Source organism: Luteimonas sp. Soil_C_5, assembly GCF_057656615.1.
The window spans coordinates 20,706-46,479 of the sequence record NZ_JBDGKA010000004.1 but is presented as its reverse complement, the minus strand read 5'-3'; the positions used below and the strand labels follow the sequence as shown (position 1 = coordinate 46,479).

Here is a 25,774-nt window from a genome sequence, read left to right as displayed (position 1 = left end):
CCCGCGACGCTGCGGGACGGGCATGGCGCTTCCGCGCGCTGCCCGGGGCCCCATCGTTACGGGGGTCGCAGTCCGCGACGCGCCGGTCGCCCCGCATGTCCCGCCAGCCCGCCCTGTACATCTCCCATGGTTCGCCGATGACCGCGCTCGCGCCCGGCCGCGTCGGCGAGCGCCTGGCCGAACTTGCCCGCCACCTGCCGCGTCCGCGCGCGATCGTCGTCGCCTCGGCGCACTGGCTGGCGCCGCGACCGCAGGTCGGGGCGGCGGCCGCGCCGGAGACGATCCATGATTTCGGCGGCTTTCCGCAGGCGCTGTTCGATCTGCGCTATCCGGCGCCGGGCGATCCAGCACTCGCGCAGCGGGTCGCCGGTCTGCTCGGCGATGCCGGACTGGACGTCGACGTCGATCCGGCGCGTGGCCTCGATCACGGGGTCTGGGTGCCCTTGCGGCTGCTGTATCCGGATGCCGACATCCCGGTGGTGCCGCTGTCGATCCAGCCGACGCTGGGTCCGGCGCACCAGCTTGCGGTCGGCCGTGCGCTGGCCCCGCTGCGCGACGACGGCGTGCTCGTGATCGGCTCGGGCAGCATCACCCACAACCTGCACGACTGGCGCGGCCACGATGCGGTCGAAGCCGAGTACGTGCGACTGTTCACCGACTGGGTCGAAACAAGAATGCGCGCGGACGACACACAGGCCCTGCTCGATTACCGCCGCCAGGCCCCGTTCGCGGCGCGTGCGCATCCTACCGACGAGCACCTGCTGCCGCTGTTCGTGGCGATGGGCGCGGCCGGTGGCGACCGGCTCGGCGCGCAGCGGATCGACGCCGGCATCGACATGGGCTTTCTGGCGATGGACATCTACCGCTTCGACGGCGCCGAGGTCTGAGCGACCGCGCGTGTCCACTGCACGCGGTCCTCGAAGCGGGCCGCGTAGCGGTCGCCGACATCGCGGCTGATCGCCGTCGCCAGGCCGTGGCCCACGCGCGCCGCCGTGCACAGCGCCAGGAAGGTGTCGGCGCCGAGCTCGCGCGCCGCATAGACGTACACGGCGCCATATCCGAACTCGACCGACAGGGTCTCGGCATGGATCGACCAGGCGGTCACACCGCTGTCGCCGTTGCGGTTGGCATAGCGCTGGAGGCGGGGCGGGGTCATGGCGGCAACATCCTGCGATCTACCAGGTGAACGCGCGGCCAGTGGCCGGCGTCCGTGCAGCGCGCGGTACTGCGGTGTGTGCGTGCCGGAGGCGGCCTGTGACGTGCCCGGGCCGTGCGATGTCAGCCATCGGCGCGTGCCTGAAGGTCGCCCGCGCGGCCGTCCGGGTTCGAATCGCGACGCAGCCCTGCATCGATCCGGTCATGCGCAAGGCGCGACGGGGGACGTGACATCCGCCGGGCCTGCCGGCGGATGCGGTCCGGCATCTCAGGCGGCGGCGGACTGCTGCGCCTGCACCGCCGCCTCGACGCTCGCGACGAGCTCGTGCTGGCGGAAGGGCTTGCTGAGGATGGTCAGGCCCGGCTCGAAGTCGGCCATGCTGGTGTAGCCGGAGACGATCACGACCGCGGTCGCCGGCAGGCGTCCCATCACATTGCGCGCAAGTTCGGCGCCGGTCATGCCGGGCATCAGGTGGTCGGTCACCATCACGTCCGGCGTCAGGCCGCCGTCCAGTGCCTGCAGCGCCTCTTCGGCCGACGCGGCCTCCACCACGCGATAGCCCATGTCGTCGAGGGCATCGGCGGTGCACATGCGTACGCCGTCCTCGTCGTCGACAACCAGTGCGGTGCCGCGGGAATCCGCTGAAGTGTTCACGTGTTGCCCCTCGTTGTGATGTGCGTCGGTGCCCGCGCGGCGGACGCCGACGGGGAGCCAGAGTTCAATGGTGGTGCCCGCATCCGGTGCGCTGTCGATCGCCAGCCAGCCGCCCAGCTGGGAGGCCAGACCATGGGCCATCGACAGGCCCAGTCCCGTGCCCTTGCCGACACCCTTGGTGGAGAAGAACGGTTCGATCGCGCGCTGGCGCGTGGTTTCGTCCATGCCGTGGCCGGTGTCGCGCACCGTGATCACGACGTAGTCGCCGATGGCGGCGGTGTCGTCTTCGGCCACGCCGACCCGGTCGTTGCGCACCGCCAGGGTCAGCACGCCGCCATCGGGCATCGCATCGCAGGCGTTGACGCTCAGATTGAGGATCGCCATCTCGAGCTGGTTCGGATCCGCCACCGCCGGCAGCAGCGGGTCGGCGATGTCGACGACCATCTGGATCCGCGGACTGCTGGAACTGTCGATCAGGTCGGCCATGCCCGCGACCAGCTCGCCGGCATCCACGTTCACCGGCTGCAGCGGCTGGCGCCGCGAGAACGCCAGCAGGCGCTGGACCAGCGTGGCGGCACGGTCGGCGGACTGGCGCGCGACGGCGACCATGCGGGTGCGTCGTTCCAGGCGGGATTCGGGATCGGCGGCCAGGTCGAGTGCGGTGACGATGGGCGTGAGCAGGTTGTTGAAGTCGTGCGCGACGCCGCCGGTGAGCTGGCCCATCGCTTCGAGCTTCTGCGACTGGCGCAGCGCGGCTTCGGCGTTGCGGCGGTCGGTCGTGTCGATCGCCTCGGGCACGATGGCGATGATGCGGCCGCCGGTGTCGCGGATCGGGCGGATCGACAGATCGTAGCTGCGTCGCCCAGAGGTCAGATCCACGGCGATCTCGTCGCGGACGGTCTCACCGCCGACCGCGCGCAGGAACATCGCGCGCACGTGGTCGGACATGTGCGGCGTCCGCGAGAACCACGGCGTCGACCACAGCGGCTGGCCCACGATGTCGTCGAAGCCGATGCCCAGCGTGTCGAGCACGGTGCGGTTGGCGTCGGTCAGTGTGCCGTCGATCGTGCACATGGCCTGCAGCTGGTAACTGGTCTCGAACAGCACCCGCAACTGCGCCTGCGAGCGCGACAGCGCCTCGGCCGCGGCCTGGATGTCGGTCACGTCGCGCGCGCTGCAATAGAAGCGGCCGGCTTCCGGCGTGGCCACCCACGACAGGGTGCGCAGGCTGCCGGCGCGGGTACGCCAGCGGTTCTCGAAGCTGCGCACCGGACGGCCGGCACGCAGCGACGCCAGGACATCCCGGGTGACGTGCTGGTCGTCGGGACTGACCAGCTCCCACCACGCGCGGCCCACCAGATCCTCGGCGCTCCAGCCCAGCACCTGGGTCCAGGCGGGGTTGACGGCTTCGATCGCGCCGTCGGGGTCCACGACCGCCAGCAGATCCGGCGTGACCTGCCAGGTCAGCGAGCGCTCGCGGGCGCGTTCGACCACCTGGCGTTCGAGATCGGTGTTGATCGTCCGCAGCTCCGCTTCGCGCGCGATCAGTGCCAGGTCGGACAACCGGCGTGCGGTCACGTCGACGCCCTGGACGAAGACGCCGATCACACCGGCGTCGCTGGTGATCGGCTGGTAGACGAAGTCGACATACCGCTCGACCGACGCGCTGCCGGGACCGGGCTGCACGATGTATTGCGCGCCGTCCGCGGCGTACGCCTGGCCGCTGCGGTACACCTGGTCGAGCAGCTCCAGATAGCCCTGCGCGACGGCATCGGGCAATGCATCCGCGACCCGCCGTCCGATGACCTGGCGGTCGCCGATCAGCCGCTGGTAGGCGGGATTGATGTACTGGAACTCGTGCTCGGGCCCGGTCAGCATCGCCATGAAGCTCGGCGCCTGTTCGAACATCCGGCCCATCTGCGCGACGTCCGCCTGCAGGCGGCGCTCGTTCTGCACCTTGCGGGTGACGTCGGTAGTGATGTTGAGCAGCCCGGCGATCGTGTCCGCTTCGTCGCGCACCGGCGTATAGGAGAACGTCCAGTACGTTTCTTCCGGATAGCCGTTGCGAAGCATCGTCAGCGGCATGTCCTCGTTCCACGTCGCCGTGCCCGACATCACGCTGTCGACCAGCGGCTGGATGTCGTTCCAGACGTCGGACCAGATCTGCTGCAGCGGCTGGCCGAGTGCGCGGGATTCCTTGGCACCGAGCATCGGCGCATAGGCATCGTTGTAGAACAGGGTGAGATCCGGGCCCCAGCACAGGCACATCGCGAAGCGCGAATCGAGCATCAGGGCCAGCGTGGTGCGCAGGGATTGCGGCCAGATTTCGATGGGACCGAGCGGCGTGGTGCTCCAGTCGAACGCGGCGATCCTGGCCGGCATGTCGCCGTGCGTGGGCAGGAAATCGAGGCGGTCGGCGGTAGGCGCGGGCACGTTCAACAGTCGGTGGGGACACGGCGGAACGCGGCATCCTGCCACAGGCGGTTGTCGCGGGGGGATGAGGACGCCGTGATGGTCTGCAGTGCGACGGCGTTGGGCACCGCGTGTCCCGCCGCGGTGTTGTCGAAGATCACCCAGCGCCGGGCCGACGCATGCGCGGCGACCGCATGCGCGATGCGTTGCAGCGCTTCGGCGTCGTAGGCGTCGTAATAGATGCGCGGCGCGCCGTGCAGACGCCAGTAGGCAGGCGACGCGGCGCCGCCCGGACGCGCATCGTCACCGAGGCGCGCCGGATCGGCGGCGACCCGCGCCACGCGCAGTCGTTGCAGCATCGCGTCGGCAGCGGGGGCGCACCAGCTCGCATGCCGCGGTTCGCAGGCGATATCGCCGTGCCAGCGACGCCGGAGCATGCGCAGGAAGCCGCCGGCCGTGCGTGCGTCGTAGGCCAGCGACGGCGGCAGTTGCACCAGCAGGCAGCCCAGCGCATCGCCCAGCGCCAGCGGACCTTCGAGAAACGCGTCCAGCGCCGGGCCGCAGCCGCGCAGGCGTGCGTCGTGGGTGATCGTGCGCGGCAGCTTGACCGAGAACCGGAAGCCGGGCGGCACGCTGGCGGCCCAGCGGGCATAAGTTGCCGGCCGGTGCGGGCGGTAGAAGGACGAATTGATCTCCACGCACGCGAAGCGGGTCGCGTAGCGGGCCAGTGCACTGCCGCCGGGCCCGAACAGGCCGGCATCGCGCGCGGCGATGGACCAGCCGGCGCAGCCGATGCGCAGTGCGGTGTCCGGTGGCGGCGCGGACGTCATGGCAGCAGGTTGATCCGGGGACAGGAGCCCTGCTGATAGCGGAACCGGTCGTCGGTTCGCGTGATCGCGACGGTGCGGCGCCTGCATCGCTGCGCAGCTGCGGCTGCCGAGCAGCCGTCGTGCGTCACCCGGCCTGCCGCCTTCGAGGCGAACTCTCTTCACTGCGACCGGAGCGATTCCGGATCACGGCTGCACACCGTCAGCGACGACGCCGGTTTTCGTGCAGCCTCGCCCGGCCGATCCGCAAGGCGGACGACACGGCTCGGTCAATTTCCAGTGACGCCGGCGTCTGCGTGCCAGCGACGCGTCAGGCAGGCGCCGCTACCGCGCGCGTTCAGTCCCGGATCGGCGGGTAGGGGTGCGCCTGCAGCAGCCGTGCGAGATGGGCGGCATTGCTGGCGATCGTGCGGATGGTGTCGTCCACCTTGTCCGGCGTGGTCTTCAGATCCTTGAAATCCGTGCTGCCCATCGCTTCGCCCACCCAGTACGGCGGCGACCCGCCGGGCACGGTGAAGCCCACGTCCACCAGGCCCTGGCACAGCTGGGCATGTACGTGGTGCGCACCGTCCTCGTTGCCGACCACGGCCGGGATCGCGATCCTGCCGAAGGTCGGATAGCGGCCGTCGTCGCCGATTTCGCCCAGCACCGCATCCAGGCGCTCCAGCACGCGCTGGGCGATGCTCGAGGGGTGGCCCATCCAGATCGGCGTCGCCAGCACGAGGATTTCGGCATCCATGATCCGCTGGCGCAGCGTGGGCCACTGGTCGCCATCGCCCTCGTCGGCGCTGACGCCGGGCCGGACGTCGAAGTCCGCGACCCGCAGACTGCCGGTGCGGACGTCGTGCCGTGCCAGCGCTTCCAGCACGAGGTCGAGCATGCGCTGGGTCGACGATGCGGCATCGCCGGGCTTGAGGGTGCAGTTGAGGCCGAAGGCGGTCAGAGGCATCGACATGTCCACGCAGGCGGTGTGGACCGCGACTGTCGACCGGCCCGCGTCCACGCGCCGTCGTCGTCGGAGGCGGTCCAGGCCGGCAGGTCGCAGACCCCCGTTCCGGCTGCATTTTGCTGCAATGCACAATAATGCGCCGTTGCACGCCCACGCCGAGCCCGACATGTCCACGCCCGCCCCCACGACCCCGATCCCGCTGCCGCGCCGTACCGCCGGCTGGATCCTGTTCGTGCTCGCACTGGGCGGGTTCGCGATCGGCACCAGCGAGTTCGCGATGATGGGCCTGATGCCGGAGCTGGTCCGCGCCTTCGACGTCAGCGAGCCGCAGGTCGGCCACATGATCAGCAGCTACGCGCTGGGCGTGGTGATCGGCGCGCCGCTGCTGGCGATCCTGGGCGCGTCCTGGCCCCGGCGCACCTTGCTGATCGCGCTGATGGGGTTCTATGCGCTCGGCAACCTGGGCACGGCGCTGGCGCCGGACTATCCGACGATGCTGCTCGCCCGCTTCGTCGCCGGCCTGCCGCATGGCGCCTACTTCGGCGTGGCGATGCTGGTGGCGGCGTCGATCAGTCCGCCCGGGCAGCGCGGCACCGCGGTCAGCCGGGTGCTGCTGGGCCTGTCGGTCGCGATCCTCGTCGGCAATCCGATGGCGACGTGGCTGGGCCAGCTGTCGAGCTGGCGCTGGACCTTCGCCCTGGTGTCGGTGTTGTCGCTGCTGACCGCCGCCTGGGTCTGGCGGCTGCTGGTGTCCACGCCGGCCGAGCCCGGACAGACGCCGATGCGCGAGCTGCGCGCGTTCAACCGGTCGCAGGTCTGGTTCGCGCTGGCGATCGGCGCGGTCGGCTTCGCCGGCATGTTCTGCGTCTTCAGCTATCTCGCGCCGACGCTGGTCGCGGTGACCGGCGTGGCCGAAGGCTGGATCCCGGTCGCGCTGGCGGCGTTCGGCGTCGGCGCCATCGTCGGCAATCTCGCCGGCGGCTGGTTGTTCGACCGGCTGCAGTTCCGCGCCGTCGCGGTGATCCTGACGTGGTCGCTGGCGGTGCTGCTGGTGTTCCCGCTGGCTGCGCAGTCGCCGTGGTCGATCCTGCCCGCCGTGGTCGCACTGGGCACGATGGGCGCGCTGGCACCGGTGCTGCAGGCGCGGCTGATGGATGTCGCCGGCGATGCGCAGACGCTCGCGGCCGCCTCGAACCACGCCGCCTTCAACACCGCCAATGCACTGGGTCCGTGGCTCGGCGGCATCGCGATCGGCGCTGGACTCGGCTGGACCGCGACCGGCTACGTCGGCGCGGCCACCGCGGCCGCAGGCCTGGCGCTCTACGTGTGGGCACGCCGCGATGCGCGTCGTCTGCGCACGGCGGACGCCGTCGGCTGACGCGCCACGCCTTCACGCACGGCAGCCGGAAGCGCATCGACACTGGCCGTCGAATCCACATGTGGAGTGCGAGATGGCAACGCGAAAGAGCAAGGCCGGGGATGACGCGCAGACGATCGCGAAACTGATCGAGGACATCGACGTCACGATGTTCACCACCGTCGGCAAGGACGGCTATCTGGTCAGCCGGCCGCTGTCGACGCAGAAGGCCCAGTTCGACGGCGAGAGGGTCTGGTTCTTCGTCGCCTCCGACAGCCCGAAGGTGGCCGAGATCGCGCGCGATTCCAAGGTCAACCTGGCCTACGCCTCGAAGGGCCGCAACACCTACGTCTCGATGGCCGGCGACGCCTACGTCAACAACGATCCGGTGAAGATCGAGGCCTTCTGGAACGACGCGCTGAAAGCGTATTTCCCGCGCGGTGTGCACGATCCCAAGCTCACGCTGATCGAAGTCGCGGTGCGCACCGCGGAATTCTGGGACGGTCCCGGCTCGCTGATCTCCAAGGCCTTCGCATTCGCGGTCGCGCGGGTGACCAAGCGCGAGGAGGTAATGGGCGAGAACCGCATCGTCGACCTGCGCCCCGGGCGCAAGACCTCGACGCTGCCGCCGAGCCACGCCGATGCGCGCAGCAGCGGCAAGGCGCCCGCGCGCAAGTCGGTCGCTGCCGGCAAGCAGGCCGCCCGCAAACCCGCCGGCAAGACTGCAGGCGCGACAGCGAAAACGCCTGCGAAGAAGGCCGCGCCCAGGACCGCTACTGCCACGAAGAAATCGGCGACCCGCAAGGCCGCGAAGAAGACGACCGCCCGCTGAGGGCCGTGCGCCCCGGCGCAGCGGATGCAACACGAACGGCCCGCACAAAGCGGGCCGTTCCATGTCCGGGTGCTGCGCCTTCGCTGCACGCGCGACTGAAGGCGGGGCATGCGAGGCGCGCCGGAAGGCTGCGCCGTCCGGTGCTTTAACGGCACACTGCACGCCCCGCCGCATCCGACACGCCGCCATGCACCTGCCCGATCACGACGACTTCGATCCCGACGACAACTTCGCCGCCAGCGAGCCGGGCGAGTCGCAGGAGCTCGACGACGACGCCGACATCGAAGCGCTCGCCTGGCAGTGGTTGCTGCTGGTCAATCCCGGCGACGAGGATGCGGCGCAGCAGCAGTTCCGCGACTGGCAGGATGCGCGTCCCGGCGACGAGGACCTGGACACCGAAGTCGCCGCACTGCTCGACGCCACCGACTGGCGCGCCAGCTTCCGCGTGCACGAGGACGATCCGGTCACGCTGATCGATGCGCTGAACACACTGGCCGGGCGCTTCCGCGTGGAGATCGACTGGAACCTCGAAGATCCCACCGACACCGCGCAGCTCGCGGGTATGTCGCCCGGCGCACTGATCGGCGTGGCCGACGACCAGCTGCGCATCGAGGGCTACACCATCTGGACCTGGGATCCGGGCGACGCGACGGTGGCCGGCGTGGTCGCGCAGCGCGACGACGACGAAGGCATGCGTCTGGTCGGGCACGCGCTCGGTCTGGACCTGCGCCCCGCCAGCGGCTGACACGCCGCGTGCACGCGCACGTCGCCTGACGCTGGTAGCGTGTGCGCGTCCGTCTCCGCAATGGGAGGGTGCGATGGACGCGAGTCAGACAATGCCTGCACGGCGCTGCGCGCTGCTGCTGGCGGCGCTGTGCGGCAGCATCGGCGCCGTATGCGCCAGCGACCAGGTGGACGCCGCTGTCACCGAGCCGGCGTATTCATCGGCGCACGAGCAGGCGCCGTGGCTGCAGCCCATCGACCGCGACCGGCCGATCCGCCGCATGTCCGCGCTGCGCGCGGAATACCGGCGTATCCGCGATCTGCGCATGGCGCAGATCCAGCCCGAGTACGAGCGCCGCCTGGCCGAAGGCGACGATGCTGACGCCTGGCGGGAGCGCACGCTGCGCGATGTCGCCAAGCGCGACCTGCGGGATCTGCGGGCGCGGCTCGATCGCTGAGCGGCGGCGCATCCGCGGTCGCGGTATCAGTTCGGGACCGGCGCCTCGCGCGTCTGCGTGCCGTCCAGCGCGGCTTCCGCATCCTCCCGGGCTTCGGCGTCGACATCCAGCCCGGCGTCGGCCTCGTTTTCGCCCGGCGCCAGTGCCAGCTCGACCAGGATCGGGAAATGATCCGAGCCCATGTCCGGCAGCCGCTGCATGCCCACCAGCGCGAAGTGCCTGCTGTGGAACAGATGGTCCAGCGGCCAGCGTAGGCCGGGCAGACGGGCGTGGAAGGTATTGAACATGCCGCGGCCGATGCGCGGATCGAGCAGACCGCTGACCTTGCGGAACAGACGGGTGGTGCGTGACCAGGCGACGTCGTTGAGATCGCCGGCGACGATCACCGGAATGCGCGAGCGTTTCGCCGCCTGGCCGACCAGTACCAGCTCGGCGTCGCGTTCCTCCGAGCTGTCGGATTCGGTCGGGCTGGGCGGCCGCGGATGCAGGGCGTGCAAGGCGATGCGCTGGCCATCGAGTTCCAGCGTGGCATGCATCGAGGGAATGTCGTCCTCGACCAGATAGCGAATCTTCGGCGCGTGCAGCGGCAGGCGCGAATAGACGTGCATGCCGTAGAGATTGTCGAGCGGACAGCGGATCACATGCGGCATCGCGTCCTGCAGCGTATCCAGCTGGCTTTCCCACCAGTGGTCGGTTTCCAGCGCGATCAGCACGTCGGGCGTGTGCGTGCGCACCAGCGCGAGCAGCCGGTCGGCATCGCGGTTGTGCATCAGCACGTTGCTGGTCATCAGGCGGATGCGCGGCGCGCCGGCGTCGGCGGCGTCTTCCACTTCGGTCCGGAACACGCGGGTGTAGGGCAGGATCCACCACGCCTGCCACAGCATGCAGGCGGTGTTCGCGGCCACGATCGCCACCGTCCATGCGTCGTCGAGCGGATGCAGCGACAGGTGCGCCACCAGCACCACCGCCGACAGCACCAGCAGCTGCAGGCGCGGGAAATCGAAACCGCGGATCCACCAGGCGCCGCTGCGGATCATCGGCACCAGGGTTGCGATGACCAGCAGCCCGGTGACGATGGCGAAGATGGTGGTGAGCATGAACGTGCCGGCGCAGAGGAGGCGGCACTATCGGAAACCGGCTGCCGATTCCGCGTGAATGCGCTGGGTTCAGCGCGGCGGTCGCCCATCCGGGCCGCCGTACCAGAGTTGCAGTGCCTCGCGGTTGCGCAGCATGTCGCGGCCGCGCCAGGCGAAGCGCAGCAACATGCGCAGCTGCTGCCACGGCGACGTGTGCGCGAGCTTGCGGCCCGAGGTCTGCACCGCTTCGCGCAGGATCACGATGCGCCCGACGCCGGCCAGGGCGCGGCTCATCGCGACATCCTCGCCGGCGTACCACGTGGTGTCGAACCCGCCCACGGCATCGAACGCGGCGCGCGTACAGAACAGGAAACAGCCCGGCGCGATGCCGGTGCGCCGGAACGCCAGCCCGACCAGCCGCACGCCCAGCCGGAGGTGCCAGGGTCGCGGCCCTTCCAGTTGCACAAGACAGCCGCCCCCTGCGGCGCCCGCTGCCAGCACCGCCATCGCCGCGCGCAGCAGCGTCGCGTCGACGCGGGTGTCGGCATCCACGAACACCAGCCAGGGCGCGGTACTGGCCGCGGCGCCGGCATTGCGGGTCGCCCCGATCTGCCGGTGCGCGACCTGTACCAGCCGCGCGCCGCCGGCGACGGCCAGCGCCGCGGTGTCGTCGGTGGACGCGTCGTCGACGACCACCGTTTCGGCATCCACGCCCGCATCGGTAATCGCCTGCCGCAACGCGTCCAGCGTCGGCGGCAGGCATGCGGACTCGTTCCAGGCCGGAATGACGAACGCGACCTGCGGCGGCGTGAGCATGGGTCTGCGCTGCGCTGGGCGTCAGCGGTTCAGCGCGCCCATGCCGGCCGCGGGATAGCGCGTGCCGGCCGCGGCATCGGGCGGAAAGATCGCGTCGATGCGCGCGAGGTCGTCTTCGGTCATGTGGATGTCGAGCGCGGCGATGTTCTCGTCGAGGAAACCGATGCGCTTGGTGCCCGGGATCGGCACGACGTCCTCGCCCTGGCCGAGCACCCAGGCCAGCGCCAGCTGGCCCGGCGTCACCCCGTAGTCCTGGGCGATCGCCTGGACCTGTTCCACCAGCGCGAGGTTGCGGTCGAAGTTCTCGCCCTGGAAGCGCGGCGAGCGGCGACGGTAGTCGTCCTCGTCGAAATCGTCGACGGTGCGGATCGTGCCGGTGAGGAAGCCGCGGCCGAGCGGCGAATAGGCGACGAAGCCGACGCCGAGTTCGCGGCAGGCCGCGAGCGTGCCCGTGGTCTCGGGTTCGCGCGACCACAGCGAGTACTCGCTCTGCAGCGCGGCGATCGGATGCACCGCGCAGGCACGGCGCAGCGTATCGGCCGAGGCTTCCGACAGGCCGAGATGACGCACCTTGCCCTGCTCGACCAGGCGCGCCATCGCACCCACGGTGTCCTCGATCGGCACCTGCGGATCCACGCGGTGCTGGTAGTACAGGTCGATCGTCTCCACCTGCAGGCGCTTGAGGCTGGCCTCGCAGGCGGCGATGACGTATTCCGGGCGGCCGTCGATGCCGCGCGCGTCCGGGTTCGACGGATCAAGCTGGATGCCGAACTTGGTCGCCAGGAACACATCGTCGCGGCGGCCGTCGATCGCACGGCCGACCAGTTCCTCGTTGATGTGCGGGCCGTACATGTCGGCGGTGTCGAGCAGGGTCAGGCCCTGGTCGAGCGCATGGCGGATGACCGCGATCGCATCGGCATCGCTGCCGCGGCCGCCGTAGAACGCGCTCATGCCCATGCAGCCCAGGCCGATGGCCGAAACGGTGGGGCCGCCGAGGCCGAGGGTGCGGGTCTTCATCGGGTGACTCCGTCGAACAGAAGGTGGCTCACTGTGCGGGCTGGCGTGGGAAGCCGGCGTCGACGTCGGCCGCGCTGACGGTTTCCGCACCCGGTGAACGGGTGTCGGACCGTCCGCCGCCGTGATCGCCTGCGGCGCGCGTGGACGCGTCATCGAGTGCACTGACCTCGTTGCGCACCCGCGGCAGCGCGTCGGGATGGTGCGCGTGCAGGAAGGCGAGCATGCCTTCGCGTACCGCGCAGCGCAGGTCGAACAGATCGCCGGAATTGCGCGCGCTGACCAGCAGGCGCACCTCGATGGTGTGGCGGTCGGTCTCGGTCACTTGGGCCACGCAGACGCGCTGGTCCCACTGCGGACTGGCGTCGCACAGGCGCTGCAGTTCCGTGCGGATCGCCTCCATCGGTGCGCGGTGATCCAGCCACAGGAACGCCGTGCCCAGCAGCTGCGCGCTGCTGCGCGTCCAGTTCTGGAAGGGATTGGAGATGAACCACTGCAGCGGCACGACGAGGCGCCGCTCGTCCCAGATGCGCACCACCACATACGTCGAGGTGATCTCCTCGATGCGGCCCCACTCGCCTTCGACGATCACCACGTCGTCGAGCCGGATCGGCTGTGCCAGCGCGATCTGCAGACCGGCGATCAGATTGCCGAACACCGGCTGCGCGGCGACGCCGGCGATCAGGCCGATGATGCCGGCCGAAGCCAGCATCGCGGTGCCGACCTGGCGCACCTGCGGAAACGTCATCAGCGCCAGCGCGACGCCGACCAGCACCACGGCGCCCTGCAGCACGCGGCTGATCACGCGGGTCTGGGTATGCACGCGGCGCGCGGCGAGGTTGTCCTCCACGTCGACCGGATGATCGAGCAGCACGCGATCCTCGACCGCGCCGATCACGCGCGCCGCCAGCCAGGTCAGGCACAACATGCCGCCGATCGCGATCCAGTGGCGCAGGGTGCCGATGATCACCGGATCCAGCGGCGTCGCATTCAACGCGATCGCCAGAAACAGCAGCGGCAGCGCGATCGCGGCGGGTACCGCGACCACGTAGGCGATGCGGGCGCGCAGGTGTTCGCGTGCATGGCGGCCCGCGGTCCGGGCCAGTGCGCGCAGGCCCAGATGCAGCATCACGCCGAGCAGCAGGGCGACCGCCAGCGGCCAGATCGTGGCCAGCAGCATGTTCCAGTCCCAGACCATGCACGTCTCCAGTGTTCGATGGGGACGGCCGATGGTGCACTGCGGCAGGTCGAGGGCATGTGGACCGTGCGACGGCTTCCGGTGATCAGCGCAGTGCCGGTGACTCCGCGGCGCCACGCACGCGGCGCATCAGCGCGATCACCAGCGACAGGCCCACCACCAGATGCGGCGCGCCACTGACGACCCACATCAGCAGGCCGGCGAGCTGCTGGTCGCGCAGCGGATCCAGACCGACCAGCAGAGCGCGGTCGGTGAAGGTCGGATACAGCAGGCGCGGCGCGAACGTCAGCAGCGCGCCGAGAAACCCCATCGACATCATCACGGTCACCAGCGCGACCAGCCCACCGACCGCGCCCGCATCGGTGCTGCGTCGATGCCAGACCGCCGACCAGAACCAGAGTCCGGCCAGCAGAATGCTCGCGAGCATCATGCGATGCACCGGCTCGCTCGCCAGCGTCGCCGCCGTCGCGCCCGGCAGATGCCACAGCAGCATCGTCGCGACATGCGCGACCGTCGCCAGCGACAGCGACTGCGCGAGCGGGGCCAGCGGACGCAGCCAGGCCTGCAACCGGTCGGCCCCTGCACGCGGCCACGCCGCGCACGACACCTGCGCGAGACGTCCGCTCAGCAGCAAGGGCGGCGCCAGCGCGAGCAGGGTCATGTGCTGGGCCACGTGCGCCGACAGCGCGTACGCGCCGAAGGCATCCAGCGGCCAGACGAGGGCCAGTACCAGGGCCAGCAGGCCGCCGGCGAATGCCGCCACGTGGCGCGGGGTGAGGTCGCCGTGCGATTCCGGTGCACGGCGCAGGCGCGTCAGGCCAACTGCATAGACCAGCGCGAGGACCGCCAGCGGCAGCAGCGACCAGGCCGTCGGCGTCCAGGCGGTGGCCAGCGTCGGCGGCGGCCCTTCGGGCAATGCCGCGGCGGCGGGCAGGGCGGCCGTGGTCAGCAGCAGGCAGGACAGGCGGGCAGGCAATCGCATGGCGGGCACCCTAGCGCGCCGCGCACGTCGCTGCACGCGATGGGCACACGGGCTTGATCCGCCTCCGCGTACCCTCGCACATCGTTCTGATGCAGGTGGCGCGGTGTATTTCTGGCTCAAGGTGCTGCACATCCTCGCGATGACCGTCTGGTTCGCCGGCCTGTTCTTCCTGCCGCGGCTGTTCGTTGCGCGTCATCGCGGCGAGATCGACGCCGATCCGGTGTTCTGGAATCCGGTCGCGAACACGCTGTTCTTCCGGATCATGACCCCGGCGGCGCTGCTGACGATCACCTTCGGCGGCATCCTGATCGCCTGGAATCCCGCGGGCGCGTGGCTGGTGCTCAAGCTGGTCGTGGTCGCGGCTGCGGTGCTGCTGCATCTGTATTTCGGCCTGCTGCTCTACGAACTGGGCCATGACCGCGACCACCACGGGCCGACGTTCTATCGCGTCATCGGCTGGGTGCCGCTGGTACTGCTGCTGACCATTGCGGGGATTACCGGAGCGAAGCCGTTGACGCTCGGCAATCTGCCAGCGCCGCCTTCGGGGGCGGCGGATGCGGAGGAGCTGGTGCCGGGGTTGGAGGAGGGCGGCGAGTTGCCGCCGCTCGAATTGCCGGGGACTTAGCGGGGCGCAGCCGCGTCGCGCTCTTTGTCTCGTGATGCCTGATTCCCTCATCGCAACTTAGGCGGCGCGACGCTCTCGCTGCTCGCTGTTCGCTGTTCGCTGTTCGCTGTTCGCTGTTCGCTGTTCGCTGTCTGCTGTCTGCTGTCTGCTGTCTGCTGTCTGCTGTTCGCTTTGGCTTTGGCTTTGGCGTTGCGCAGACGCGAATTAGCCGGATTGCATCCAGACCCGAAGGGCGCCGCACATGGACGTGCGGCGTTTTCCGACCGAGGCAGGATGCCGAGTCGGAAAATCCCGGAACGCCTTCCCGCGTGGGGCTGCTTCGTCGGGGCATAGGCCCTTTCTTTTGGTTACTTTTCTTTGGGCCAGCAAAGAAAAGGGACCCGCTCGCCGGCAGGCGAGTGGAAGCCTTGCCTCTACACCCGCACGCCGCAGGCGATGCCGACGCGGCCTCAAACGCTTTCGTCCGCTGGCGCGGCCGAGTTCATTTCTTTTGTCGGACGACAAAAGAAACGGAACCAAAGAAAAACGTCTCCCCGACGGAGCACATCCGGCAATTCACTTGTTCCGGGATTTTTCGACTCGCCATCCATGGCTCGATCGAAAAACGCCGCACATCCATGTGCGGCGCCCTTCGGGTCTGGAAGGTGCGTAGGCGCTTGGTTCTTCCGGCAATGCAACAGCAACAGCAACATCAGGCCCATGGAGAACGCAGGCGTGATCGCAGTTGAAACTGCGGGTGCGGGTGCGGGTGCGGGTGCGGGTGCGGGTGCGGCTGAAAAGAGAAGGCGGCAGAAGCGGCCATCTATGCCCTCGCGGTGTGGAGCAACTGCAGACGCAAACAAGCGCTGCGCCGCGACCGCCCATCACTCCGCCGGCGGCTTCTCCACCGCATCCCGCCCACTCGCCGCCTCGGTTTCCTCGTCGCCATACACACCGATGCCATGGCGGAAGCTCAGCGTGCCGCCCAGCCAGCCGGCGACGCCGACCAGCAGGGCCATGACCGCCGACGACATCAGGCCCCACGGCCACACCGCAGCCACAGGATCGGGCAGGCGCAGCCACACGCCGAGGGCGGCCATCGCCAGCACCATCACCGCGACGATGAAGTGGTTCCAGGCCGAGACGTGCCGGCGGACCACGCGGATCGACATCATGTCGATCGTTCCGACGACACCCGCCAGCACGCCGAAGCCCAGGCCGCCGACGTTGAACCAGAACGAGAGTTCGGCCCAGAACGGGGCGCCGAGCCACAGGTACAGGACGTCGGTCACCACGACCATCGACAGGAAGGCGATCGGAAACGTCACCAGCATCGGATGGATCGGATGCTTGGCGATCGCCAGCACGCTCTCCACGGTGTGGCTCTGGGTGTCCGGGACGGGTTGTTTCAGATCCTTGCGCATGGGTCCCTTGGCGCCTCAGGCGCAGGTCGGCAGCAGTGCCACGGGCACCACAGTGAAGGTCACGCCTACGGCCGCGACGATCGCGACCAGCAGGCTCAGAAGGGCGATGAAGCGCTGCCGGTCCGGCGCGGCGCGGCCATCTTCGGCATGCGCGCGCCAGGCGCGGTGGATGCGCTTCGCGCGCAGGCCTTCGTAGGCGATGAGCAGCAACGCGGCGGCGGTCACCGCCCACAGCGCCCAGGTCACGCTCTCCATGCCGGCGATCCGCGTACGCCAGACCTGCTGGGCGCAGGCGATGCCCTGCAGGCTGTAGACCGTGACGAAGTGCACCGCCCACACGATCAGCGGCGCGCACATGCGGGTCAGGCTGATCTGGACAGGCGTGCTCACAGCCACCTCGGAATCAGGTGCAGCACCGCCCAGGCGATCGCACCCTGGCCGACGACGTAACGCCAGAAGCCGGCGGCGATCCGCGATTCGAGACTGCGCACCGCATCGACGTGTCCCCGGTAGATGCGCATCGCGACGAAGCCGCCGATCAGCATGGCGATCGCGACATGCAGGGCCTGGAAGCCGGCGAGCGTCCACACCACCGATGCATAGGCGTGGACCTGCGGCAGGCCGGTCGCGGCCCAGATCGCGGGCAGGTGCACGCACAGGAACAGCGCGCCGGCGACGATCGCCGCAAGCTGCCAGGCGATCGCCAGTCGCGGCTTGGCTGCACGCAGGGCCGCCGGTCCGCGCCAGGCGGCCAGCAGCGGTACCGCCAGCAGGGCGAGCGCGACCAGCGTCGGCGTCCACGCCGCGACGGTCGCGCCGCCGGCCGGCCAGGCCGGGGCGTTGAGCCACAGGTAGAAATAGGCGAACACCAGCGACGCGAACAGCGAACCGTCGATCAGCAGCGTGCCCACCAGCGCCCACCAGCCGGGCGCGTTCTTCGCCGCCGCCTGGGTCGGCAGGCGCAGGCCGGGCGCGACCTCGAGTTCGATCGGCAGGTGGCGGTCGTTGACCGTCCACAGCCAGCGCAGGAACAGGCCGATCAGCGGCACCAGCATCAGGATCGACAGCCAGTACTGCGAGGTGATGAAGCCGCCGAGCAGCACCGCGATCACCAGCGCCGCCAGCAGCGGATACCAGGTCGACACCGACAACTTGATGACCTGCTCGGGCTGCGCGGACTGGATGCCGGTGCCGAGGATCCACCGGTGTCCGCCGTGCGCATCGCCGAGCAGGCCGTCGGTGCGGCGGGTGGCGGCCACGATGCCGGGATCGCGCCACAGCGGATAACGGTCGTCGACCACCGGAATCGAGGCGAAGTTGTACTTCGGCGCCGGGTGCGGTAACGCCCATTCCAGCGTGCCGGCCTGCCATGGATTCTCGGCCTGGCGGCGGCCGAGCACGAAGCACAGCGCCACGTCGATCAGGATCGCGATGATGCCCACCGCCAGCACGAACCCGGCCGCGGTCGACAGCAGGTTGAGCCACTGCACGCCGAGTTCCAGCGCATAGGTGTCCACGCGTCGCGGCAGACCGGCCAGGCCGGTGATGTGCATCGGCAGGAAGGTCAGGTTGAAGCCGATGAACACCAGCCAGAACGCGCTGCGGCTCAGCGATTCGGACGGCATGCGCCCGCTCGCCAGCGGCAGCCAGTAATACAGGCCGGCGAACATCGGGAACATCATCCCGCCGATCAGCACGTAGTGCAGATGCGCGACGACGAAGTGGGTGTCGTGGGCCTGCCAGTCGAAGGGCACGAAGGCCAGCATCACCCCGGTCAGTCCGCCGCAGACGAAGGTCACGAAGAATCCGATGATGTGCAGCATCGGCACCCGCAGCCAGGGTTTGCCGGCCCACAGCGTGGCGATCCACGCGAAGATCTGGATGCCGGTCGGGATCGCCACCATCATGCTGGCCGCGCTGAAGAACGCCAGCGCCAGCAACGGAATGCCGACCGCGAACATGTGGTGCACCCACAGGCCGAAACTCAGGAAGCCGGTCGCCACCAGCGCCAGCACGATCCAGGTGTAGCCGATCATCGGCCGGCGCGCGAAGGTCGGGATGATCGTCGACACCACGCCCGCGGCGGGCAGGAAGATGATGTAGACCTCGGGGTGGCCGAACAGCCAGAACAGGTGCTGCCACAACAGTGGATCGCCGCCGCGGCCGACCTCGAAGAACGCGAAATCGAACGCGCGCTGGATCTCCAGCAGCAGGCTGGCGAGGATCAGCGGCGGAAAGCCGAACGCGATCATGAAGGCGGTCACCAGCACCGCCCACGCGAACAGCGGCATGCGGGTGAGATCCATGCCCGGCGCGCGGGTGATCAGGATCGCGACGATCAGCTCGACCGCCGCGGTCACTGCCGCGATCTCGGCGAAGGTCACGCCGATCAGCCAGAAATCCGCACCCTTGCCCGGCGAATACGTCGCATCGGTCAGCGGCGTGTACATGAACCAGCCGCCGTCCGGCACGCTGCCGAAGATGAAACTCGAATACAGGAACAGGCCGCCGAACAGATAACACCACCAACCGAACGCCGACAGGCGCGGGAACGGCAGATCGCGCGTGCCGAGCATCTTCGGGATGAGATACATCGCGAAGCCTTCCATGATCGGCACCGCGAACAGGAACATCATCGTCGTGCCGTGCATGGTCACGAACTGCGCGTAGCGCTCCGGGTCGAGCACGTTGAGGCCCGGCCACGCCAGCTGCAGGCGGATGAACATCGACAGCATGCCGCCGATCAGCAGGAAGCCGAGACCGGTGACGATGAAGCGCAGCGCGATCGTCGTGTGGTTGACCGCGGTCAGCTGGCCGACCAGGCCGCGACCATTGGCCCACACGCGCTCGAGCAGGGCGATGCGGTCGGCGTGGCGCAGCTGGTCGCCGGGCGTGGGATTGACGTGGTCGGGCGCGACGGTACTCACAGCACATTCTCCGAAGCGCCATGACGCGGCGGCGCGCGTCCGGCAGGTGCGCCGGACGAGGGCGGCTCGTCTGCGGGCGCGGGCGGGCGCGCGGCCAGCCATTCGTCCAGCGCGTCGGCCTCGATCACGCGCACCGGAAACAGCATGCGCGCGTGTTCCAGGCCACAGAATTCGGCGCACTGGCCGCGCATCGGCACGTCGCGGTCGGCGCGCAGGCGCAGGGTGTTCACGCGGCCGGGAATCGCATCGATCTTGCCGCCCAGGCGCGGAATCCAGAAGCTGTGGATGACGTCGTCGCTGGTGATCCGGAATTCGATCATGCGGCCGCGCGGCATCGCCAGTTCGTCGATGCTCTCGCCGATCACGCGGCCGTCGGCATCGCGGTAGCGGAAGTGCCACTGCCACTGGCGCGCGGTGACTTCGACCACCGCGTCGGGCTCGACGCCGACGCCGGTGATGCGTGCGCTGGTCAGGCTGCCGTAGACCAGCAGCGCGGCCACGACCACGGTCGGCAGGACCACGCCGCCCCACAGGATCAGGCGTTCCGGACGCTGCGGTGCGGTGCCACCGGTGCGCCGGCGCAGCACGCGCCACAGCAGCAGCATCACGCCCAGCCACACCACGGTGAAGATGCCGGTCATCAGCCAGCCGCCGCGTGCGATTTCGGCGGCGGCAGGGCCGGCCGGCGACAGCGTCGATTGCGGCCCGGCGCAGCCGGCCAGCGTGACCACCAACGTGGCGAAGAGGGCGCTGCCAGCGCGGCGGTGTCGTGTCCGGATGTCGATGATCGTGCCGCCCCAAGGTCCGCGTGCTGCAGGCCGCCGGTCGACAGGCCAGGCGCGCACGCTACCGATCGTGACGGCCACGGAATGTGAATGCGTCGCGATAACGCGTCTCCATCACGGCATTCAGCGCGGGGCCGGCGCAGTCTCACGCGCTGAGACATCGATCCGCCACCGTGCACGCGTGAATCTGACCGAAAAGCTCGCGATCCTCGCCGACGCCGCCAAGTACGACGCCTCCTGCGCGTCGAGCGGCGCGAACAAACGCGACTCGTCGAAGACCGGCGGCATCGGCAGTACCGAGGGCATGGGCATCTGCCATTCGTACACGCCCGACGGCCGCTGCGTGTCGCTGCTGAAGATCCTGCTGACCAATTTCTGCGTGTTCGACTGCGCGTACTGCGTCAACCGCGTATCGAGCAACGTGCGCCGTGCGCGCTTCACGCCCGAAGAGGTCGTGACGCTGACGCTGGATTTCTACAAGCGCAACTACATCGAAGGTCTGTTCCTCTCCAGCGGCATCATCCGCAGCGGCGACTACACGATGGAGCAGATGGTCGAGGTCGCGCGCAGCCTGCGCGAGGACCACCGCTTCGCCGGCTACATCCACCTCAAGACGATTCCCGATGCCGCGCCGGAACTGCTGGCCGCGGCCGGCCGCTACGCCGACCGCCTGAGCATCAACATCGAGCTGCCGACCGAGGCCGGCATGACCGCGCTGGCGCCGGAGAAGACCCACGCCGGCATCCACGGCGCGATGGGCGAACTCAAGTGGCGCATCGACGAGGACAAGGATGCGCGCCGGGTCAAGCGCCAGGGCGTGACCGTGCGCCGCGCGAAGGCGCCGCGCTTCGCACCGGCGGGGCAGAGTACGCAGATGATCGTCGGCGCCGATTCGGCCAACGACCGCAGCATCCTGGAAACCAGCAACCGCATGTACGGCACCTACCGGATGCGGCGGGTGTACTACTCGGCCTTCAGTCCGATTCCCGATGCATCGAAGAACCTGCCGCTGCAATCGCCGCCGCTGCTGCGCGAGCACCGGCTGTATCAGGCCGACTGGCTGCTGCGTTTCTACGGCTTCGATGTCGATGAAATCACCCCCGACGCGGCCGGTACGGAAGACATCGATGCCGACACGCCGGGCATGCTCGATCTCGATGTCGATCCCAAGCTGGCCTGGGCGCTGCGCAATCCGGCGCGTTTTCCGGTGGACATCAACCGCGCGCCGCGCGAGATGCTGCTGCGCGTGCCGGGCCTGGGCACGCGCAACGTCGAGCGCATCCTCTCCGCGCGCCCGCATGGCGCGCTGCGCCTCGACGACCTCGCACGGCTGCGCGTGCCGCTGAAGAAGATCATGCCCTTCGTCACCACACCGGGGCACCACCCGCGTCAGCGGCTGGACGATCCGGCGCGTCTGCGCGCCGAGCTGGCGCCGCAGCCGCGCCAGGCGAGCCTGTTCTGATGTCGCGGAGACGCGGCGCCATCCAGTCGAGGTGCGATGTGGTGCTGCTCCCCGTGGGCACGGCCGCGAACGGCGCATCCGTCGCGGTTGTTCTCCGCTAGGCGCGCACATGCCACGTGCGTCGAATCCCGCGCCTGCGGCGCATGTGATCGCCGAGGTCGAACCGCCCTGGGATGCGGGCGTGTGGCGCGCTGCCGCACGTGCGGCCCTGCGGGCGGGCGTGTCGCCGGAGCGCATCGACTGGTCGGGCGGCGCGCAGGGCTCGTTGCTGGGCGGCACCGATCTCGCCCTGCTGCCGGCGACGCGTGCCGTGCCCAACGTGCCGGCCGAATTCCTGGCACTGGCCGGCGCGGCGTTGTGCCATCGCGCGGTGGATCGTCACGGCCTGCTCTATCGCATGCTCTGGCGCATTGCCGAAGGCGAACGCGCGCTGCTGCAGCGCGCCTCGGATCCCGACGTGCATCGCGCCAATACCCTCGCGCAGGCGGTGCGGCGCGACGCGCACAAGATGAAGGCCTTCGTGCGCTTTCGCGCCGTGCCGGGCGCCGACGAGGAATACGTCGCCTGGTTCGAGCCCGACCACTGGATCGTCGATCGCGTGGCGCCGTTCTTCGCGCGCCGCTTCGCCGGCATGCGCTGGGCGATCGTCACCCCGTACCGCAGTGCGCTGTGGGACGGGCAGACGCTGGTGTTCGCCGCGGGCGGCACGCGCGCCGATGCGCCGTCGGAAGATGCGCGCGAGGACCTGTGGCGCACCTACTACGCCAATATCTTCAATCCGGCGCGGCTCAACACCACGATGATGCGCGCCGAGATGCCGCAGAAATACTGGAAGCATCTGCCCGAGACCGCGCTGTTGCCGGATCTGGTGCGCGACGCCGGCCTGCGCGTGCGCGAGATGGCCGAGCGCGCGCACGAAGCGCCGCGTCGCCGTATTCCCGCAGCGCCGGCAGCGGCGCCGGTCGAGGCCGGCACGCTCGAGGCCCTGCGCGAATCGGCGCGCGACTGCCGGCGGTGTCCGCTGTGGCAGCCGGCCACGCAGATCGTGTTCGGCGAGGGCCCGGCCGATGCGCGCACGATGATCGTCGGCGAGCAGCCGGGCGACGAGGAGGACCTGTCCGGACGTCCCTTCGTCGGACCTGCGGGGCGCCTGTTCACACGTGCGCTGGACGAACTGGGCATCGATCGCCGCGCGCTCTACCTCACCAATGCGGTCAAGCATTTCCGTTTCGAACCGCGCGGCAAGCGCCGCCTGCACAAGCGGCCCGACGTTGCCCACATCACCGCCTGCAACGGCTGGCTGCAGGCCGAGATCGCGCAGGTGAAGCCCGAGCGCATCGTCTGCCTCGGCGCCAGCGCTGCGCGCGCGGTGTTCGGGCCGGGCGTACGGCTGAGCGAGGAACGCGGTATCTGGCGGACCCGCGAAGACGGCGTACGCGCGTTCGCCACCGTGCATCCCTCGTGGGTGCTGCGGCAGGGCGAAGCCGCGGCCCAGGCGGTCGCCTATGCAGGCTTCGTCGACGATCTGCGTCGGCTGGTCGAGGCCTGACGCGCTGCGGGCGCGTTCTGGCTGAACGGGGCGCTGCACCGTTCACTCCTGCTTCGCGGCAGCCCGCCAAGACTCGCCGCACCCCAAATGCAAGGAGTCTCCCGATGAAGCAGTCGACTGCTGTCCGTGGCCTGGTGCTGGCCCTGTCCCTGGCCGCCGGCGCTGCCGTTGCGCAGGACGCGATGACGAGCACCCAGGTGCGCGCCGCGCTGACCGAAGGCGGTTACACCGAGATCACCGATGTCGAATTCAAGGACGGCGTCTGGAAGGCCGACGTCAAGGATGCCAATGGCAGCAAGATCGACGTGCGCCTGGATCCCGCGACGGGCCGCATCTATCCGGACAATGCCGGCGCGACCAGCCTCGGCGAAGCCGACATCCGCGCCAAGCTGACCGCCGAGGGCTTCACCCGCATCGAAGACGTCAAGTTCGACGACGGCATGTGGGAGGCCGAGGCCGACAACGCCCAGGGCCAGCGCATGGACCTGAAGCTGGACCCGCAGGACGGTCGTATCGTCAGCCAGACCCGCGACTGATTCCGTAACACCGCCACTGCGGCACACGCGAAAGGCCCGGCGCATGCCGGGCCTTTTTGCATCCAGCGTCAGGCCGATCGCGCAGGCGTCAGCACGTCACAGCGTGGCGCAGGAATCGTCGTCATCAGCGCGCAGTCAAGGCCTCCGCGCAAGGCGTGATGCGTCAGCTGCGCGCGTGCTCGGGCACCGGCACGTCGTGCGGCATGCGCTCGCGCACGCAGTTGGCGGCGGTCTTCGGCGCCGTCTCGTGTTCGACCAGGCACTGCGCGGCGATGACCGCCCAGCGTGACACCGCGTCGTCGCGGTCGCCCAGCGCGCCGGTCGTGACCATCCAGCGGCCGATGTCGACCATGCGCGCGCGCTCGTCCAGCGAGGCCACCGCATCCAGCGCCGCGGCGCTGACGACGAAGCTGTACGCGAATCCGGCAGTCGTGCGTTCGACGGTCGCATCGGGAGGCGCCAGGCCGCCGGGCGCCTCCAGCAGCGCATGCAGGCGGACCGCCTCGCGCGCCTTGAGGTCGCCGGCCGAGCCGATGGTCGTGCGCAGGATCACCGTCGTGGTCAGCGCGCCGATGAAGATGCCGCCCAGCAGCACGAAGACCGCGCCGATCAGCATCGGCGTGCGCGAACGGCGCACGCCGTCGTCGGGGTTCAAACGGGGGTGTTCCACAATCGACTCCGCTGCCGGAACCGTCCGGCGCGGTGCATAGGCTAGCGCACGGGGTTTGAACGTCCGCGGCGGCGGACGCCCGGCGCCGTGCTCAACGCAGCCAGCCGGCGAGTTCCTCGCGGCTCAGGCGGCCGTCGCGGTTGACGTCGATCGCGTTGAACTCGGCGTCGAGCGTCGGATGCGCGCGGGCCTCGGCACGGCTGATGACGCCGTCGCCATCGGTATCGAGCGCTTCGAAATCGATGCGGTACTGGTCGCCCGTGACCGACCGCGGCTCATAGGAGCGGATGATCACCTGCTGCCCGCTGGCCTGGCCGTAGGTGGCGACGCCGGTCTGGCGGCCGGACTGCGAGGCGATCGTCGGCGGATCGACGCCGGTCTCCAGCGCGCTCGTGCTGACCTGGGCCCAGGCGAACGGCGCGGCGAGCAAACAGGCGAACGGAACGGCCGCTGCGGACAGGCGCTGGCGCAGGGTCATGGCGGATCTCCTCGGCTGGACAGGGCGCCAACGATGCCGCGCCGCGGCCCCATGCCGCGTGAACGTGAATGCGCTCGGGTCAGCGCCGGCGACGTCGACGCAACTGCAGGGCGACGGTCTGGATCACGAGCACACCGGCGATCGCGAGCGCGATCCACGCGGACGTCGTCGCCCCGACCAGCGGCCAGCCGGTCTGCTTGAACCACACCGCGAACAGGCCCCACACCGCCACCGCCGTATAGGCGATGTTGCCGCGCATGCGCGCGTTGAGCACCAGCAGCAGCACCGCGGCCACCGCCCACAGCACCAGCGTCCAATTGAGCATGCGGCTGGTGGACAGCAGCTCGTAGGCGACGATCGCCTGGGCGAGGTTGAGGAACGCGGCCAGCGACAGCCAGCCCGCATGCAGCGACAGCGCCAGCCAGGCCAGACGCCGGCCGCGTCCGCCGGCGGTCGAAAGCTGCAGCGCGCACCAGGCCGTCGCCGCCAGCGCGGCGAAGATCACCACCACGCAGGTCCAGAACATGCCGGCCGAGAACAGCGGCATCCAGATCGTGGTCAGCGCGAAGCCGGCAGCCGCGACCGGTGCGATGCGACCCAGCAGCGGATCGCGACGGCGCGTGCCCGTGGCCTGCCACGCGGCGTAGGCGACATCCAGCAGGAAGATCAGGCCCCACACCGAGAACGCATAGCCGGCCGCGACCAGCAGGGTGGGATAACGGTCGGAGATCGTGCCCTGGTCCGGTCCGAACATCCCGGTCTGCGAGAGCCAGCCGACGGCGGGCATCGCGATCGCACACAACAGGACGAGCAGACGCATGGGGTGTCTCCGGCGGAATCGGCGCGGATGCTCGCACCGGCCGCGTGAGGGCCTTGTCGGAAGGG

The 25,774-nt window shown here is 69.7% G+C and carries 25 protein-coding genes and 1 pseudogene; 9 read left to right on the top strand and 17 right to left on the bottom strand.

The annotated features are described in order from the left end of the window. The first annotated feature begins 95 nt into the window (after positions 1-95). The gene (locus AC3A5K_RS12065) at positions 96-887 is read left to right on the top strand and encodes a dioxygenase family protein (protein WP_487617785.1); all 792 of its coding nucleotides are present in this window, start codon (positions 96-98) and stop codon (positions 885-887) included. Here AC3A5K_RS12065 and AC3A5K_RS12060 read toward each other — a convergent pair. From AC3A5K_RS12060 to AC3A5K_RS12045, 4 genes are all read right to left on the bottom strand, one after another. Then, complete coding sequence (locus AC3A5K_RS12060) at positions 860-1,156, bottom strand: hypothetical protein (protein ID WP_487617784.1); 297 nt, start codon at positions 1,154-1,156, stop codon at positions 860-862. The genes AC3A5K_RS12065 and AC3A5K_RS12060 overlap by 28 nt on opposite strands. 267 nt (positions 1,157-1,423) lie before the next feature. Next, positions 1,424-4,243 carry a PAS domain-containing protein gene (locus tag AC3A5K_RS12055; RefSeq protein WP_487617783.1) on the bottom strand — a complete coding sequence of 940 codons (2,820 nt, stop codon included), beginning with the start codon at positions 4,241-4,243 and terminating at the stop codon, positions 1,424-1,426. A 2-nt stretch (positions 4,244-4,245) separates the two neighbouring features. After that, a complete protein-coding gene (locus tag AC3A5K_RS12050; protein WP_487617782.1) occupies positions 4,246-5,052 on the bottom strand; it encodes a DUF72 domain-containing protein in 807 nt (268 codons plus the stop codon). 334 nt (positions 5,053-5,386) lie between these two features. Further along, positions 5,387-5,998 (bottom strand): flavodoxin family protein, encoded by a 612-nt coding sequence (locus AC3A5K_RS12045; RefSeq protein WP_487617781.1) that lies wholly within the window; start codon positions 5,996-5,998, stop codon positions 5,387-5,389. Between the two features lie 166 nt (positions 5,999-6,164). Here AC3A5K_RS12045 and AC3A5K_RS12040 point away from each other — a divergent pair, with 166 nt between their 5' ends. From AC3A5K_RS12040 to AC3A5K_RS12025, 4 genes and pseudogenes are all read left to right on the top strand, one after another. Continuing rightward, on the top strand, positions 6,165-7,376 hold the full coding sequence (locus AC3A5K_RS12040; protein ID WP_487617780.1) for an MFS transporter: 1,212 nt from the start codon (positions 6,165-6,167) through the stop codon (positions 7,374-7,376). 73 nt (positions 7,377-7,449) lie between these two features. Further along, positions 7,450-7,956, top strand: a pseudogene (locus AC3A5K_RS12035) (pyridoxamine 5'-phosphate oxidase family protein); the annotation flags it as partial. 418 nt (positions 7,957-8,374) lie between these two features. Further along, on the top strand, positions 8,375-8,932 hold the full coding sequence (locus tag AC3A5K_RS12030) for a DUF6630 family protein (RefSeq protein WP_487617779.1): 558 nt from the start codon (positions 8,375-8,377) through the stop codon (positions 8,930-8,932). 91 nt (positions 8,933-9,023) lie between these two features. Then, the gene (locus AC3A5K_RS12025; RefSeq protein WP_487617778.1) at positions 9,024-9,368 is read left to right on the top strand and encodes a hypothetical protein; all 345 of its coding nucleotides are present in this window, start codon (positions 9,024-9,026) and stop codon (positions 9,366-9,368) included. Positions 9,369-9,394: 26 nt separating this feature from the next. Here AC3A5K_RS12025 and AC3A5K_RS12020 read toward each other — a convergent pair whose 3' ends face one another. The 5 genes from AC3A5K_RS12020 to AC3A5K_RS12000 form a co-directional block, all read right to left on the bottom strand. Beyond that, positions 9,395-10,465, bottom strand: coding sequence for an endonuclease/exonuclease/phosphatase family protein (locus AC3A5K_RS12020; RefSeq protein ID WP_487617777.1), 1,071 nt, complete (start codon positions 10,463-10,465; stop codon positions 9,395-9,397). Between the two features lie 69 nt (positions 10,466-10,534). Then, positions 10,535-11,260 (bottom strand): glycosyltransferase, encoded by a 726-nt coding sequence (locus AC3A5K_RS12015; RefSeq protein WP_487617776.1) that lies wholly within the window; start codon positions 11,258-11,260, stop codon positions 10,535-10,537. A gap of 21 nt (positions 11,261-11,281) precedes the next feature. Further along, positions 11,282-12,277: an aldo/keto reductase gene (locus tag AC3A5K_RS12010; protein ID WP_487617775.1), complete on the bottom strand. Its 996-nt coding sequence runs from the start codon at positions 12,275-12,277 to the stop codon at positions 11,282-11,284. Between the two features lie 28 nt (positions 12,278-12,305). After that, positions 12,306-13,472, bottom strand: coding sequence for a mechanosensitive ion channel family protein (locus AC3A5K_RS12005; protein WP_487617774.1), 1,167 nt, complete (start codon positions 13,470-13,472; stop codon positions 12,306-12,308). 85 nt (positions 13,473-13,557) lie between these two features. Continuing rightward, positions 13,558-14,454, bottom strand: a complete 897-nt coding sequence (locus AC3A5K_RS12000; protein ID WP_487617773.1) for a cytochrome c oxidase assembly protein — start codon at positions 14,452-14,454, stop codon at positions 13,558-13,560. A gap of 103 nt (positions 14,455-14,557) precedes the next feature. Here AC3A5K_RS12000 and AC3A5K_RS11995 point away from each other — a divergent pair, with 103 nt between their 5' ends. Further along, entirely contained in the window at positions 14,558-15,079 is a 522-nt protein-coding gene (locus tag AC3A5K_RS11995) for a CopD family protein (protein WP_487617772.1), read from the top strand. Between the two features lie 449 nt (positions 15,080-15,528). Here the strand turns inward: AC3A5K_RS11995 and AC3A5K_RS11990 are convergent, their stop codons facing one another. From AC3A5K_RS11990 to AC3A5K_RS11970, 5 genes are all read right to left on the bottom strand, one after another. After that, complete coding sequence (locus AC3A5K_RS11990) at positions 15,529-15,780, bottom strand: hypothetical protein (protein ID WP_487617771.1); 252 nt, start codon at positions 15,778-15,780, stop codon at positions 15,529-15,531. 162 nt (positions 15,781-15,942) lie between these two features. Continuing rightward, entirely contained in the window at positions 15,943-16,482 is a 540-nt protein-coding gene (locus AC3A5K_RS11985) for a DUF2231 domain-containing protein (protein WP_487617770.1), read from the bottom strand. A 15-nt stretch (positions 16,483-16,497) separates the two neighbouring features. Further along, positions 16,498-16,872, bottom strand: coding sequence for a hypothetical protein (locus AC3A5K_RS11980; protein WP_487617769.1), 375 nt, complete (start codon positions 16,870-16,872; stop codon positions 16,498-16,500). Then, positions 16,869-19,409 carry a cytochrome c oxidase subunit I gene (gene ctaD, locus AC3A5K_RS11975; RefSeq protein ID WP_487617768.1) on the bottom strand — a complete coding sequence of 847 codons (2,541 nt, stop codon included), beginning with the start codon at positions 19,407-19,409 and terminating at the stop codon, positions 16,869-16,871. Before ctaD ends, AC3A5K_RS11980 begins: the two co-directional genes overlap by 4 nt. Next, positions 19,406-20,254: a cytochrome c oxidase subunit II gene (locus AC3A5K_RS11970; RefSeq protein WP_487617767.1), complete on the bottom strand. Its 849-nt coding sequence runs from the start codon at positions 20,252-20,254 to the stop codon at positions 19,406-19,408. The genes ctaD and AC3A5K_RS11970 overlap by 4 nt, the downstream gene beginning before the upstream one ends. A 121-nt stretch (positions 20,255-20,375) precedes the next feature. On the opposite strand from AC3A5K_RS11970, the gene AC3A5K_RS11965 reads away from it, so the two are divergent. From AC3A5K_RS11965 to AC3A5K_RS11955, 3 genes are all read left to right on the top strand, one after another. Beyond that, the gene (locus tag AC3A5K_RS11965; RefSeq protein ID WP_487617766.1) at positions 20,376-21,656 is read left to right on the top strand and encodes a putative DNA modification/repair radical SAM protein; all 1,281 of its coding nucleotides are present in this window, start codon (positions 20,376-20,378) and stop codon (positions 21,654-21,656) included. A 109-nt stretch (positions 21,657-21,765) separates the two neighbouring features. Further along, positions 21,766-23,205, top strand: a complete 1,440-nt coding sequence (locus AC3A5K_RS11960; RefSeq protein WP_487617765.1) for a UdgX family uracil-DNA binding protein — start codon at positions 21,766-21,768, stop codon at positions 23,203-23,205. 104 nt (positions 23,206-23,309) lie between these two features. Then, on the top strand, positions 23,310-23,741 hold the full coding sequence (locus tag AC3A5K_RS11955) for a PepSY domain-containing protein (RefSeq protein WP_487617764.1): 432 nt from the start codon (positions 23,310-23,312) through the stop codon (positions 23,739-23,741). A 163-nt stretch (positions 23,742-23,904) separates the two neighbouring features. Here AC3A5K_RS11955 and AC3A5K_RS11950 read toward each other — a convergent pair whose 3' ends face one another. From AC3A5K_RS11950 to AC3A5K_RS11940, 3 genes are all read right to left on the bottom strand, one after another. Beyond that, the gene (locus AC3A5K_RS11950) at positions 23,905-24,411 is read right to left on the bottom strand and encodes a hypothetical protein (RefSeq protein WP_487617763.1); all 507 of its coding nucleotides are present in this window, start codon (positions 24,409-24,411) and stop codon (positions 23,905-23,907) included. Between the two features lie 91 nt (positions 24,412-24,502). Next, the gene (locus tag AC3A5K_RS11945; protein WP_487617762.1) at positions 24,503-24,889 is read right to left on the bottom strand and encodes an EF-hand domain-containing protein; all 387 of its coding nucleotides are present in this window, start codon (positions 24,887-24,889) and stop codon (positions 24,503-24,505) included. Between the two features lie 79 nt (positions 24,890-24,968). Next, positions 24,969-25,709: a hypothetical protein gene (locus AC3A5K_RS11940; RefSeq protein WP_487617761.1), complete on the bottom strand. Its 741-nt coding sequence runs from the start codon at positions 25,707-25,709 to the stop codon at positions 24,969-24,971. Between the last annotated feature and the right edge of the window lie 65 nt (positions 25,710-25,774).